Raw genomic sequence first — 15,070 nt, 5'->3', positions numbered from 1 at the left:
ATTATGTTGTTATCTTATATAAAAAAATAGAGAGCATGATTATATAAAATCACACTCTCTATTTGCATTAGTATACGAAAAGAAATATGTATTAGACGTATTGATAAAGAAAACGCCATTTAAATAATTGTTGTCCAGATGGTGCATCCAGTGGTGGATGTGCTTGGACTGTTAATGTAACAAAGTTACCAGCAGAATCAACAGCTACACCATTATTATTTATACCTAACACCTCTTGAGCAGCAGGTTTAACAGGAGTTTGTAATAATTCTCCTGCATGATTTTTTGTGGTAGCTCCAGTTGTTCCAACTGGTTTTGATCTATCCTTCCCAACACTATTAGAAGGGTCTTGTAGGTTTGTTTCCCCTAATGAATCAACTTGACAATGGAACCAGTTTCCAGATACAACTGGAACATTGTATTCATTTGTGTTTCCTTCTCCACCACTCATATCTCTAGTTGTAATCGTGCATTTTTCCAATTTCGGTAAATCTGTTTTACCATTTTTGTTATTCCAAATGTTAAATGTGAAAATTTCTGACCACTCATCTGCGGTAACAGTGCCAAAATCATATGTTGTGGTTTCTGGTATTTCTACATGGTTAGCAGTGTGCCATCTTACTAAAGGTGTTGCCATATCTATCATTTCCTCTCTATGTGTAAAAATGTTTATTTTATGATTAGTAATAATTTAGGTTCTAAGTAGTTCTAAGTTTTGATTCTAAATGTAATCGTCAAATTATCCATTAGTAAACCTTGTTGAATCATATTCACTCTAAAAATATCTTTAGGAGCTACACGTTTATCTTTGAACGTAATTTGTTTATCATCAAATCTAGCACCAATCGGAAAAGTTAATCTTCTGTCTGTTAGCTCTGTCCAGTCCACCATATTTCTTGTTTTTTCAATAGAGATGATGGTGGGTGTTTCTCCTGAAGTCGCACAACTAGCGTAAACCTCAACAATTTCACCTTCATATGGAAAGCTAAAGTTGTTCACAATGACTCCTTGAACAGCATCAGGTAGTGACATGACAACGACTCTTTCAGACAGTGTACTTGGATATGATTTTAACTTTAAATGCTCTGCAACTGACATAAGTCCATCTTTGTGCTCATTAACGGTCTGTAGATTACTACCGAAAATATCGATCAGAACCCATTTGCTACCGTCAAACCGATAGCGCTTGCCGTCATTTGTGGTTTGGGCTGTCCAACCCACATTAGGGTGGGGGTAAGCCAGGTATAGGTCCTTGTCACTTTGTACAGGCTCTTTCCAGACTAGCTTTGTCGTCACATAAGCATCTCGCGCAAAGGCGGCTGCCTCGTTGGTGGCATCAATTGCCTCTGCGGTTTGCTCTATGGCAAGCTTAGCTTGTTGTGTTGTTGCTTTCATTTCAGCCAAGGCAGCTGTAATTTGCTCAACAAGTGAAGTGTTTTGTGTAAGCTTAAGCTCAATTTCATCGATGTAGTCCTGCAATGTGACAACGACATCGGGATTTCTTGATATCATCGCATAAATGCGAGAAGCAGGATACATAATTAACCCTTTACCATAGTAGGTACATAGCTTGGTTGTGCCTTCTAAAGAGGGATGAAATTGAATCATTCCTGTCTGGTAATGGACGAGGAACTCATTTGGTGCTAGCTGTTTTTTTTGCTCAAAGTAGGACTGATCAACCTCCAGCATGTCTGAAATTTGTACACGTTTTGTAGTTGATGGGATTTCAAATAATGTGATGCAGCCATTAATAATGGGGAGTGAGTCGCTGCGACGCACATAGGGATCTTGATCATCACCCTTTCGACTAATAATGACTAACGGATCGTTGTACTGGAGTTGGGTAATTAAATCAGGCAAATTTTCACCTCCTTTCATATGATTTTCATAGATACGTATATTGATACCTAAATGAAAGATTTGCGTGTCCATCAACATGAAGCCTATTTTTCCCAGGGGGGAGCTGTAAATAGTGATCATTAAAATCTTTATAGCGGTATACAACAGGTAAGCTCGTTTCAATATGCTGCTGCTCGTTGTTAATATACAGCTGTTCTTCATCCAATAACTGAGTAAAGATAAAGGGGGGCTGTGCAGTAGATAGGTTGGTAATTGTGAGATCACCTTGATTTACCTTAGTAATCCACAGTTCAGGACGGCAATGCTGATCACCTTGATTATCAAATATAATAATTGGCTTCATATTAAATTGAATTTGATGGAGGGAGGGGCTGACCTCATAGCTGTTCGACCACATTGTAACTCTGTACATTAAGCTCACTTGATGGAAGGGAGTTAACTCATTTAAGCCTGGAATTTCAGCTTTAGCTATGCAGGTCCGCCATGGCGACCAATCACGTCCACCGATTTGGAATCGGGTTTGAACAACAAGCTGTGTCCCATTTGGTACGTTGGCTTGCCAATCCATGGAGCTAACCACTCCATCTGAGGTTAAGGGAATGGGAAAGGGGAGAGAGGTGTAAGTTCCACTTAGGTTTAATAATGTTGCCCATTTTGCCATAGGATCACCTTATTCTATCTTCCCGAAGGGTCTAAATAATGCTGCTGGTCCATGCTCTTCCCATACTGCAATCCGATAACCATGCCATGACGTATTATAGTCATAGGTGGTGGAGCCTTCTACGATGGACCAATTTGGTTCACGATCGCCACTTTCCCCCGCTTGAATACATACATAAAAAAATCCGTTCTCCAAGGATGGAAAAACGAGATCATTTACCTCATAAAATTCATTTGTCCGCCACATACCTGCACCACGTATATCCTGAACCAGCCCTTTTTCAGATACAGGAAAGATAGGCTCAGTGAGTCCTGAATGTCCTGACTGCCTGCAAATATACACATGACCGTTGTCTCGCGCAGGAACGACTTGATCGCCGTTATTATATCTGGTGAGTTCGCTCCATAGTGGGGCAGCAACTCCTGTTCTTAAATTCACCCACCCGATGTGCTGATCGATCTCAGGCTGATCGTTATAAATCATATGCTTGGCTTGCCATGTCCCCGCTGTAGGTGGAGTCTCCGCATAATTTGGTGCAAGCACCTCATCTATTTTGTCAAAGTTATCTGCTAAGGATTGAAGCGTATAGGCAATTTCATCGGTTGCCCAATTTGGCTTAATTAAGCTAAGCTTGGGTGTTTCATTATTGTTTTTATGTTGATTGTTATCGCCATTTTGATCTTTATGTTCAATTGAATTTGATTCTGAATTTAAGTTTGCCATTCCAAACATCACCTGCCTTAAAGTTTAAAATTGTTGCTCAAGCTCCTGTTCAAGTCTCTGCCAGCTTAAAGCTTGCCCCAAATCACTCCATTTTGCATGATGAGAGGGGAGAGTGAGCGCACCTGTCTCTGTTGGATGTAGAACGATTTTTTGCCCCTCCGTAAATTGTTGATCCTGCTTATCAAAGCTGCTTTCCCTACATGCATACAGTGGAGAGGTGATAAAGGGGGAATAAGCGTAAGGACTACTACATTCAAAGGTTAAAGTAATATAACCCTGCTGTAGGCTGTTGTGAATAAGTGTAGGATCATTTACAACAAGCGCATAATAAATTTTTTCAGGCTCTTGCCCTAGCTCATTTGTAAAATATAGCTCTTGATAGTAGCTGTAATCACCTGCAAGCCACCTTTTCACTTCTCGTAGCTTTCTTTCATCAAAGAAATCCTCAAAAGCAAAGGAGACATTAAACTTGAGTACATCCTTTTCTACCGATTGGAAGTAGGGAGTATCTCTCCCTTTGGTAGACAGCTTGTTGATTGCTCTGCTGTATGAGAGCGCTTCTTCTTGCATCCCAGAGCTAAGATCAATATTAATAATTCCAAAATCTACGGACTTTTTACCTGCATAGCTGAAATATAATGCATCACGTATCGTCACATGTTCACCTCCTCCTATTTTGAAAAATTCATTTTTGTATTGCCGGTTTCAATGGTGGTGATCGTGTCAAGGCATGTAAGAACCTGTGAGCCGATGAGGGCAATGGGTTTTCCGTCTAGGTTGACTTTGCTGCTACCGGAGAGGATTTTACCTTGACCCTTATCGGTAACCTTCCCTTGAGGAGGATCGTATCTATATCCAGTTGGAGGAGAGGGGATGGTTGCCTCCCACGTTTCAATCGTTATATCATCAACTCTAGCAACGTTAACACCTTGAAGTTTCATTTTTGATGAAGGTATGGATACAGTACCAGTAATTATGGCATCTGCACTTCCAGTCCCTGCATCTACCCAAGTTTCTTCTTGCCAATCAATGCAATTTCCATTTTCATCTCTTTCTTTACATCTTCGTTCAATATGTCTCTCAATCTTATATTTTACATGACCAGCTTTAATAACAGGAGCAATCTTCGAACCATTTATTGCAACACCAGCCAATTTCATCACCTCATTGCTTTAGTTCTTATATAAAACTATCTATTACCTATGTATAACTCAATTAAAATTATAACTAGTCGCCTCGACATCCAGCCTACCCGTTGCCTTTATCTTAATATTCCCATTCTCCAGTGTAATCATAGAACCACTAGCATCTGCGATGGTAACTTTTCCGCCTTGTGCCTTGACTTCAAAGTCTTTGCCTTGAATTTGCACTTTGTCCGTTTCAGCATTGACATAGACGCCATTATCCTTGAAATCGATACTCATATCTCGGCCAGAGTTGGAGGTATTGTAGGATACCTTGAAGCCACCGTTATATTTTTTTAGGTTAGCTTTACCGCTAGTCTCGCTACTGCCATCGCCTGCACCCATTGTAATAAAGGGGTTATTATCACCACTATCATCAAAGCCTTGCTCCATTTTTGTTTTGGTGGTTTCTTTATCCAAAATATATTCGTACACAGGATATGGGGTTGTGTCTGTGGTCATTTTGCCAGTCTGCGAGGCATCTAGCCAAAATAAAGGTCGTCCATCAGACAGCTTTTTTTGCTCTCCTTGAACGACCTTGCCTGTAATCCATTTGATGTTGTTTTTTTCAATATTGATAAAATTGGCGTATGCATTAATGGCACTTCTGGACATAGTGGATAGCTTACTAGCTGTAAGATCGGAGATATAACCAAATTCAGCAGAGACAAGATTAGCTGCAAGTAGCTCAGTATCCACCATACCTGCACCAACTAAATCCCAATTATCCATAAATATTTTTTTGGCTTCGGAATCGATCATCAGCCCGTCATCTTTGTCTTTGACAATGAGCTTTTTGAAAATGCCTGTTCCGTCCATTTTGATCCAAGTAGGGGCATCTTCTGCCTTTTCAGCACCAAACCATAACCCATACTGAGGGAACATGCTAATGATGCCACCCTTGCCATCTTCTAAAATTAAGTCAGAGCCTTTGATATGACCATCAGTAAACTTGCTCTTTTTGATGTCTGCTTCAAATGCAAAGAGTTTATTCATCCATACATTACCCTTGTAATCCGCATGAAAAGGGGCATTTTCCCAATCAGAGCTACCTAAAGCAAGTCCTTGCTCATTGATCGTAAATACCTCATCATCTGTACCTGCTCTAACATATAAATCACCCTCTGGGGTTGTTTTAAATATAGGCTGAAATTCTCCGTTTACGTTCCGTTCGATTCTAAAACCATTGTTATTAGTCATAGTAACTTTGTTAATAACAGTATTGTCACCACTATTTTCGGTGTTGTAATGTAAAACCTCTGTGCCAAATAAATCAGGATTTGTCGCCAATAATCCCATTTGTTGAACTAGTCTTCCTTGACGATCAAAAATCATAAACTTAGGCCCCGTAATCTCTAGCAACCCATCCACGTCACCTAACGTGAGACGTTCACCTACAAATAGCTTACCCCATACATTTTCAGCCACGATATGAGTAGGGGTAATTGCCATTTTGTACAGCAAACCACCGTTGTCCGTCATGCCAATTGCGCCGTGCGTCATCCGCACAAATTTGTTCGGATCATGGATGTCGTAGATCGTAATACCCCGATGGTCGATATGGACAAATTCGTTATTTGCCATATTAATTTGCTCTGTTACGTTGTTCCAGAAGTTTTCAAAAAGCTTGGTCATGTTGTTCGAAGAGATGACGGCTTTGCCCCATTTGCTTTTGTTGGTATCGACAATGATGTTGGTGGATTTGGCGTCGTGTAGAAATTTTTCTAAGCTTTTGCTCTCATCATGGACATCTTTAATGTTAGATAACGTTAATTTAATATCACTTTTTTCATAATCAAAAGTAATGTTAACGATACGAGCGGTGATCTTCGTTTGTGTTGGCTCGTATTTAATGTTTATAAAGTCACCCAACATGAGCTTGTCCCAATTGCGTTGTTCTTCTATAATTTCTAGAAAATTAACGATGTCAATATCAAGTGAGAGAGCGGGTCTTTGAAGCTCTGCAAATTTTTCTTGTGCTGCTAAGTAAAGATCATGCTCGTCTACATATGTATCATCACTAAATTCACGTTCAATCACATAAGGGTTGAGTTCTTGAAGCTGAGCAGGGGTAAAGTTGTTATGCGCTAGCAATTTGTCTTGCAAAGCATCAATTTGTGCTTGAACTCCTTTGATTTGATTCTGTTTTTGTGTTATTTGTTGTAATTTAAAGCCGATTTCATTTTCTTTGTTGTCTAGGCTATATTTTTGAATGATTACATCATGATTGTTAGGCGAGCTCCATTCATCTAGCGTGATATTGGCAACTTGAATAAAAACATTACTTTTAGCTCCTTCGACGTTGACCTGTAAGGATTCAATATCTTTAACTTTGCCAAGTAGCGTCCACTTATTAGCTGGAATTCTCTGAATAAGATCACCTACAGCAGCATTTACAGCATCTTGATCGACTTTAATCAAAACTGCAAAGGGGTACAATTTATTTATTTCGAAGGTTTTGGAGGAGCTACCGACATGGGCATAACGCTCAAAAAACATTTTTCCATCGAATTGCTGACTAAGCACCACATCTGTAATTACAGCTTCATTATTTTTGAGCTTATTAAGCTCAACTTCAAGCTGACCTAACTCTTGCTCGTGCTGTTTTAACTGTTTTAAGCGAGCTTCAAATTGTCCTGTGCTTTCTTCAACAAGTAACTGATAGTCTAAAATCGCATGACATAAAGAATCGCTCATATGATAGGAAGAGCTTTTCACTTGCTGTTGATCATTGCGTTCAAAGGGATACATAAAGTAACTAAAATCTTCAATATAGCCTTGTCCAGTAGGGTTGACCTTATGAATACTAAGCTCATCCTTACCTTTAGCAACCAATCTAGTTACCATTTGTTCTGCACTAATCGTTTGATTCATTGATTTCATATACTTGCCATAGCTGATCGTTAGCCCTTTATTTGTGCCAAATAGCTCAGGTTTTTTAAAGCTAATTTTTCTCTGATCTGTATTAAACTCGACAATGGCATTATACGTGTCTGCGACGGAATAAATTGCTTCTAACACATTACTTGAAGGGAAATCAAAAGCTCTGTAAGTGAGATCAAAATCAGCATCAATGTAGTCAATTTCCCAAATTGTGTTGGCTAATAGATCCTTAAGTACTTGACGACAATAATAGGATTCAACGGAGTAGCTTTTAATTAATTTATTAGTCAACTCGTGTGAGCATGAATAGCATTTTAGTGTTTTAACGTCGCTATTATTTGAAACCTCTTCTGATATTTCATGAATGATAAACCAAGCTATGTCTTTATTTGTTACCATTTTGATTAAGTATTTCTCATGAATGAGATCTACATTTTTGTTACGAGTAAGCTGATGGCGAATTTCTATTTGATAGGGAAGACTTAAGATAAGCTCATCTACACTATTTAACGAAATACTTAAGCGATCATTAAAGGCTTCGCTTAACTTGCTTATGATTTCTCGATTTGGCTTACATAAAAAATATTGTGGTTGAATCGGCTTCTTATGGTAGTCAATTTCTCCAAGCATATATTCACCTCCTGAATGGGGAAGAGTTCATTAACTTCATGTAACTTTAACTTCCACTTTTAAAAATACCAAGCTTATTTGCATTATTTAATGCCGTACTAAACTTGTCTAATAGCGTATTCGCTGTATCTCGATCATTTGCTTGAATGACAATGGTGTCTATGTTCACATCTCCTGAGCTTGTTTGCGCCATAGGAGAGGGGGCGGTGGAGGGACGTACTGTATTCATAAGGTTCTGTGCTGTATTCATTACGATTTCTTTAATAAAGGAGAGAGGATCATTTAGTACAACCTCGCCTTTTCTTAAAATAGAAGGGACCTCATCAGATTTTAATATGTTGTTCCACCACTTTTGAGTACTTGTACCCGCAATTCCAACCTCGCCACCTGCATGATACACGGCTAAATCCTTTAAGTCCGCATAGCTTTTATCAGCAAAACCAAATTGCGCTCTAAGCCGATCGTTTTCTTCCTTTAGCTTGTCGATTATAGCTTTATTTGTTTTATAGTCGGATGATTTTTTATCTAAGTTAGCAGTCTTTTCATAAAGAGCCTCTGCTTCATATTTATTATTTAAATACTTTGTCCATCCACTTGCTCGATCTGCAATCGGATTGGCAGGGGAAGGTGATGACGGTAATGGGGATGAGGTGTTACCTGTATCCGTTTGGAGATTATTATAATGATTTAACTTGTTTTTATCTTGTTCAAAGCTATACTTTAAGTTCTCGAACTCCTTAGCAGTAGTAAACATTTCAGTGGTCAATGATTTGAAAAAGGTCTCATATTCACCCTTTAAAGTAGCAATTGTTGAGCTAACCGTATTTTTATCATTACTGAGTAAGGCGTTTTTCATGTCATAAAATTTTTGCTCATTAGTCAAAATATCTTTAAAGTTTTGCTCTGTTTTCCTTTTCTTCTCATCCAAATTGTCCAGTAGTTTAGTATGATGATCGTTTTCTTCTGACTGTAACTTGCTAAGATAATTTTTGCGATCCTCTAGTTGATCACTTAATCCTTCTTTTCTAAGTTCCCGCTCTCGATCAAGCTTAAAGCGTTCAATTTCTTGATTTTTTGTATTTAATTGCTCTTGCAAGCCTTTCTTTTTCGCTTTAGCTTCCATGGAGTTATCAAGAGAGAGGGTATTAATGTTATCTACGAGAGTTTGACGTTCATTTAGCTTTTTACGAAGCTCATCTTCATAATCATCTGTAGCATCCTGACGATTCATCAATTTAAGCTTGTGATTAATATATTCTTCGAATTGCTTTTGCTCTTTATCTAGGTTGTCAGTGTAAGTTTTGTGCCTGTCGTTTTCAGCTTTAATTGAATTTTCAATGCCTTGTAGTTCCAAATCTCGTTTTTTCTCAAGCATTCGCTTGTAGTTGTTGACAATATCATTTGCATAAGTTTCAGCTAGAGTGCGAGCTGCTTTTTGCGCGTCTAGCAAGGCAAGCTTGTTTTTTTTAAGATAGTCATTGTAAAGCTCAATTTGCTCGTTAGTGAGATCACCTTGCTTTAATTTTTGCTCCGTTGCGACGATTTCTTCTTGATAAAACTTGATTTTAGCCTTCGTAACCTGATTTTGGAGAGCTTGCTGCTCGTTATACTCTTTTGTGCCTTCTGTATAAGTCGCTTGTGTTTTCTCTGCGACAGTAAGGTTATGATCCAACTCCTCAAGCACTTTATTTCGCGCATCTAGCTCTTGATTAGATTGACTTAATTTCAGTCCATCTAAATTTTTTTCTGTATCTGGTAAAGCATTATTTAAAGTTGTAATTTTTTCTTTATTTTCTTTAATGGCATTGCTGAATAATTTCCATTGATCAAAAGAAGTTTTTAATTTTTTTTGAGTTTTTTCGGATGAAGAGTTATATAACTTAACAAAGGATAAGCTCTCTTCACCTTTACTATCTAACCACCCAGACATGTTATAGCCCGTGTTTTTTTGGAGTTTCGTTCGTTGGCTCTCTAGTGTTTTGTTAGCTTTATTAAGAAGGTCTATTTCAATCGCTTGTGATTTAAGAGACATTGTAGTTTTGTTTATGGCATCGGAGTATCGTTTTTCATCTTCGAGTTTTTTTGCTCGATCTAAAATTGTTTTGTTAAGTTCTTCTCTAGCCTTGGCTTCTTTATTGATGTCATTAATTAGGGCAGTTGTAGTATCTTTTGTATCTTTTTCCTTGATTGTAGAAGAAGATGAAGGTGTAGTCGCCTTTTTAGTTCCACCAGAGCCTTTTTTATTAGATGAGGCGTTATCTGATTTTAGACGAGCTATTTCTTTTTTTTCTGAATCTATATATGCGAATAACCCCTGTATTCTTTTTTCTTCTTTACTGATTTGAGCTTCTAGATTGGTATTAATACCTTCTGTAAGTTTTGAATTAAGTAGAAAACTAACTAAATTAAAGGCTAACATTTGAGCCTTCAGCATTTCGATACGTTTTTTGGCTTCTTTTATTGTAATCTCAGTTTTATTTATTTCTGATTGTCTTGTAACGATTTCATCTTTTTTTACCTGTTTAATTAACTCTCCAATGCTTTCCCTTGTTAAATTCGTGACATCTATTCGATCTCCATATTTATCAATAACCTGTTGCAAAGTGGATGCCGACAGAAGATTGTTATCTGTTAGCTCTTGTTGAGCCTTTTCTAATAAAGAAATCCCACTTTTAGTGTTATCAACATGTTTTGCTAAGGAGAGAAAACGGTTCGTAATATTATCAATGGCGCCTGTATAACCTCGAACGTTACCGTTAGCGTCTAGCTTTTCTTCTAAATCAATAAAGCTATTCGCAGCTTGATCTGCTTTGCCACTAATTTCACCGATTATTTTTCCAAACTCATCCCATACAGGAAGTTTAGCAGTAGGGGCATTCATGGCTGTGTCAGCACTCGTTCGCATCTTCTCAAATAAAGCTTCATATTGTGGGAACTGCGCTTTAAGCCCATCCAAAACCTCATTAAGATTGCCGTTGTTAATCGCTTGGGATATATCAATTTTATTTTCTGCTAAATAGCTGTTCACTGAGGTTGCGAAATCTTGATAGTCATAAATTAATTGTTGAGTCCCATTCTCAGTAATTGTAGAGCCTTCTGCAAATGAGGTCGCAATCTTATTGAAAAATAGCTTCATATTGCCATCTGTATTGTTGCTTTCAGCTAACAATTGATTGTTAAACGACGCAAAATGACTGGAGTATTGTGAAACACCATTTTGAATCGTTTCGTTGTAACCTTGTATGTCATTGTTTACGTTGGTTAAATTCATACGTACATTAGCAGCAAATTGATCTAATTGATCATAGTCTCCACCAATTTGATTCATTAACCAAAAATCAGGCATAACTATATTGTTATTTGCAAAAATTTCTTTTATTTTATTGTTTAATTCCGTAGCTTTCGTAATATAATCTTGTGAATTTTTATCTAGCTGATTTAAATCATTATCATTAACAAATTGCTGTGCATAGGTAACGGCTTCATAGGCAGTGGAAGCATAATTTTGTGGATTCTGCTTTTTGTTTATATCGCTTTTAGCTTTTTCTACCTGTTCTCCAACTTGCGCTAAACTATCTCCTTTTTCAGCATACAGTCTTTTTTCACGTGCAAGATTTAGTTTCTTTTCCGATTCGATCATTTCATCAATCGCTGCTTTTGATTTGTAGACTGCATTTCCTTCACTATCATAATGATCGATCAATTCAGGAATTAGACTGGAGCTTTGAGAAAATAAACTATTCAGTTCTTCTTGTGATTTAGAGTTATCATCTAAGGCACTTTTAAGATTTTGTAGTGAATTAATCTTTTCATTGGACTGATTAATGTTTTCATTAAGATGATTAAAATATTGTTCTTGTTTATCGTCTGCGTTGGTAAATTTATTGATCAGCCATTCTAATCCAGTTCCGATCAAAGTAAATAATGCACCCACGACAGTAGCCGACATCAGTCCTTTGAATGCAACCTTTGCTGCGGTAGTAGCTGCGCCTAGACCACGCATACCTAATGCACCTGCCGTTGCTGCCGCGTTTACACCTGAAATGCCAGTTGCAGCGCTAACGCTAGCTGCGGGTAAGCTAAGCATTGTCTTCACTGTGTTTGAGATGCTTGTCATTAAAGCTGTGAACGATGTTTTTAACAATGATAATACAAAAGTCGTTGCGCCTAATGCGACAGGTAAAGCACCAAATTTTTCGGTTAAGTAGGTCACTCCATTTGTTAGGCTAGTTAGAAGGCTTGCAAGCATACCAATTGCAGTATTAACCCCACCATCCCCCAAACTCACCGCCAACCCATCCCAAGCGGTCTTCATCCCCTGAATTCGCCCACTTAGCGAATCCATATAAACTTCATTGCTTTGCATCGCAGTGCCTTGGGCATACAGGGAAGAGGTGGTTGCTTGACTGGAAAGATCGTATTGTCCCATCAGGGCAATAAAGGCGTTTAGCCCGTCTTTGCCTGCAATTTGCGTTGCAAGGTTCGTTTGCTGGGCTTGGGTCAATGAAGACCATTTGCCTGCGAGTTCAGCTAAAATAGCAGATCCACTTTTCATATTCCCACTTACATCCTGCATGGAAATGCCAACATTAGATAGGAGAGGACCTGCGGTAGACAAGGAGGTAATCCCTGCGTAAATTGACTGTAGTGAGCTTGCGATTGCTTCTCCACTTTGGTGGGTGACGTTAGAAATGGCGGCGGTATTGCCAAGTACGTCATCAATGGAAAAGCCATAGCTACGTGCCGCCTCGGCGGCGTTTGCTAAGCTGGTGGACAATACTGTAGTGGAGGTGCCAAAGGTTTGATTCACACTTGCGACCTTGTCGGCAATGCTTGTGCTTTTTTCAGCTTCAATCTGGAAGGCAGACATCGCAGCAGTAACCGTCTGGATACTTTGTTCTGGAGATAGATTCGCAATATTTTGGAATAAAGCAGCGGTATTGCTTAAGGCAGTGGTGTCACTTTCGTTATACCCTAACCCAGCAAAGCTAAGCATATGCTGATTAATCTCTTGAATCGAACGTCCATATTGACTTGCCGTTTGCTGACTGCTATCTAGCATTGCCTTTAAATTGGCTGTATTCCCCATTGTAGCGCCAAGGGAGGTCATTTGGGCATCGATCTCAATGATCGTTTTTACAATATCCTTTGCACCTGTCCATGCCAACTGCTTACCCCAAAGACTGACCTTTTCCAATGCTTTACTCAGCGCTTGTGATTTACCATCTGCTACGGTTAATTCATTGGAAAAACTAGCGATTTCTTGCTCTAATCCTGCGATAGGGGTAGAAAAATCCCCGATATTCGTAATTTGCTTAAGCTTGCCCTCTAGTGCTTGCAGGGAGCTAAGTGCCTCTGAATTTACAGGTAGACGACTTTTAATCTGTCCTAATTTTGCTTTAGCTGAAGCAATTTGCTTGTAATAGTCTAAATCTCTTGCCGCATTTTGCTGTAAGGCGAAGTAATGGGCTTTATCTATAGCGAGCGCCTTGCTATTGTAAACAGCCTGCTCCTTCAATGCTTCCTTTAGCTTCTCTTTTAGAGTGGTGTCTACAGAGAGATTTAAGGTCAGCCTTTTAAGCGTCGCATTTTTTTCGATCATTTTAATGGCTTTATTTAACTGAGAAATAGATTGCTTCTGATCGATATCTAACGTGATCTTTATTGGAGTGCTTTTAGAGGCCATAGGTTATTCCTCCTTTGCGGAGCCAGTTCCTAGCAAAACTTCCTTAATGACATCACGATTTTCTAAATTCAACTCATCAATATGATTAGCAAGGGTGGCACGAGCCGCCTCGTTATTTTCTAATAGCAGCTGGTATTGTTCGATTTTTTTGAAAATCCGCGTATATACCTTAGTTAGCTCACTGGCTGGAAAGGCCTCGAAAATTTGCTCAGTGAGATCGCTTTGTAGCATTTTTTCAAATAGCTGAACCTTTTCCTCAAAGGCGTATTCTCGTTCCACTGTAAGTGTGGAGAAATGGAAAATAATATGTAGAGATAAATAATCGAGAAATTTAGAATCGGGAAGTTGACTGATTTGTTCATTATAGCTTGCTACAAATGTAGATAAGTCGTCTAGCATCACATCGATTTTGGCATGAGAAAAGCTTTTGTATACTTCGGTATATGTATGGTTGTCCAAGGTAACTTTGATCTTTTTATCGTATTGCGCGGCATCCTTTGTAAGCATATCTAGCGTTAACATTTTTTTGCGTGGAGTACGTGCCATGAATATAAACCTCCTGTAAATTTTATGATCAAAATAAAAGAAGCGTAGGAGGGGGCTGTCAATATGCCCCACATTCTACGCTTTTAGTGGTTGAGCGATAGCTAACTTCGTCGATCTACCGCATTCCTTCATTTTATTGCTCTAGCAAATCAATAATCACCATGGAGGTAGACTTGTTATCCTTTAATACATCGGCAGTAAATGTGAATGGTTGTGGGTCACCAGAGCTCGCCATACCAATCTTGAAACCTGGTTGAATTTTAAGCTTAGGAATAGTGTATAGTGCTTCTACATCTTGACCTGCTTCATTTTTCCAAATCGTAGTGCCTTCGAGCATGTACGTGCCAGGGAATACATTGGAGTTAACAGTTAAGCTTTGAGTTGTATTTGGTGCAGTATAGTAGTAATCCGCGATAATTTGATCGCCAGCAGCTACACTAGTGACATCCTTAAGATCGATGATGTTGGAAGCAGACGCAGGTGTAATTTCCAGCTTTTCATCCATAGAGGTACCGTCAGCACTTTTGTAGAAAAAGCTTTTTTGAGAAGACATTGGTGCTTTAGCAAGTGTGATTTTCTTATCTACATCTACGACGATAACTTCTTTTTTATGTACAATTTTAGCTGCCTTTGCAAATTTAGAGCCAGTAAGCACGGCTAAAGATTCCTTAGAGATTAAAGCATCCTCCATCGTCATCGTAATATCCTTTTCAGAATCCCAGCCGATGAGCTTCGGATGACCTTTGCCACCACGCGCATAAACGGTAGAGCCAGCAAATTCGAGTGAGCTAGTTGTAAGACTTTCAAGGTATACCTTAGGCTCCTTTGTCACAACATCCTTTAATACTACATCCATAATTTCACGAGTTCCATAACGCATATGTAATTTCCTCCTTA

The 15,070-nt window shown here is 38.7% G+C and carries 10 protein-coding genes; all 10 read right to left on the bottom strand.

Annotated features, from left to right (window positions below):
• Window positions 1–91: 91 nt before the first annotated feature.
• The 10 genes from ABE099_RS08750 to ABE099_RS08705 all read right to left on the bottom strand — a co-directional run bounded on the left by ABE099_RS08750 (window position 92) and on the right by ABE099_RS08705 (window position 15,053).
• On the bottom strand, window positions 92–637 hold the full coding sequence (locus ABE099_RS08750) for a hypothetical protein (protein WP_430029387.1): 546 nt from the start codon (window positions 635–637) through the stop codon (window positions 92–94).
• A 71-nt stretch (window positions 638–708) separates the two neighbouring features.
• Window positions 709–1,860 carry a hypothetical protein gene (locus ABE099_RS08745; RefSeq protein WP_430029385.1) on the bottom strand — a complete coding sequence of 384 codons (1,152 nt, stop codon included), beginning with the start codon at window positions 1,858–1,860 and terminating at the stop codon, window positions 709–711.
• A gap of 25 nt (window positions 1,861–1,885) precedes the next feature.
• Window positions 1,886–2,521, bottom strand: a complete 636-nt coding sequence (locus ABE099_RS08740; protein WP_430029382.1) for a hypothetical protein — start codon at window positions 2,519–2,521, stop codon at window positions 1,886–1,888.
• Between the two features lie 9 nt (window positions 2,522–2,530).
• Complete coding sequence (locus ABE099_RS08735; protein WP_430029379.1) at window positions 2,531–3,244, bottom strand: hypothetical protein; 714 nt, start codon at window positions 3,242–3,244, stop codon at window positions 2,531–2,533.
• A 24-nt stretch (window positions 3,245–3,268) separates the two neighbouring features.
• The gene (locus tag ABE099_RS08730) at window positions 3,269–3,901 is read right to left on the bottom strand and encodes a phage tail domain-containing protein (RefSeq protein WP_430029377.1); all 633 of its coding nucleotides are present in this window, start codon (window positions 3,899–3,901) and stop codon (window positions 3,269–3,271) included.
• Between the two features lie 14 nt (window positions 3,902–3,915).
• Window positions 3,916–4,398, bottom strand: coding sequence for a hypothetical protein (locus tag ABE099_RS08725; RefSeq protein ID WP_430029375.1), 483 nt, complete (start codon window positions 4,396–4,398; stop codon window positions 3,916–3,918).
• 57 nt (window positions 4,399–4,455) lie between these two features.
• Window positions 4,456–7,941, bottom strand: coding sequence for a phage tail spike protein (locus ABE099_RS08720; protein ID WP_430029373.1), 3,486 nt, complete (start codon window positions 7,939–7,941; stop codon window positions 4,456–4,458).
• Window positions 7,942–7,987: 46 nt separating this feature from the next.
• Window positions 7,988–13,627, bottom strand: coding sequence for a phage tail tape measure protein (locus ABE099_RS08715; RefSeq protein ID WP_430029371.1), 5,640 nt, complete (start codon window positions 13,625–13,627; stop codon window positions 7,988–7,990).
• Window positions 13,628–13,630: 3 nt separating this feature from the next.
• The gene (locus ABE099_RS08710; RefSeq protein WP_430029369.1) at window positions 13,631–14,173 is read right to left on the bottom strand and encodes a hypothetical protein; all 543 of its coding nucleotides are present in this window, start codon (window positions 14,171–14,173) and stop codon (window positions 13,631–13,633) included.
• Window positions 14,174–14,306: 133 nt separating this feature from the next.
• The gene (locus tag ABE099_RS08705) at window positions 14,307–15,053 is read right to left on the bottom strand and encodes a hypothetical protein (RefSeq protein ID WP_430029366.1); all 747 of its coding nucleotides are present in this window, start codon (window positions 15,051–15,053) and stop codon (window positions 14,307–14,309) included.
• Between the last annotated feature and the right edge of the window lie 17 nt (window positions 15,054–15,070).

Origin of the sequence: Paenibacillus turicensis, from assembly GCF_050461185.1 — a bacterium.
GTDB classification, from domain to species: domain Bacteria; phylum Bacillota; class Bacilli; order Paenibacillales; family Paenibacillaceae; genus Fontibacillus; species Fontibacillus turicensis_A.
This window is presented reverse-complemented; position numbering and strand designations above follow the sequence as displayed.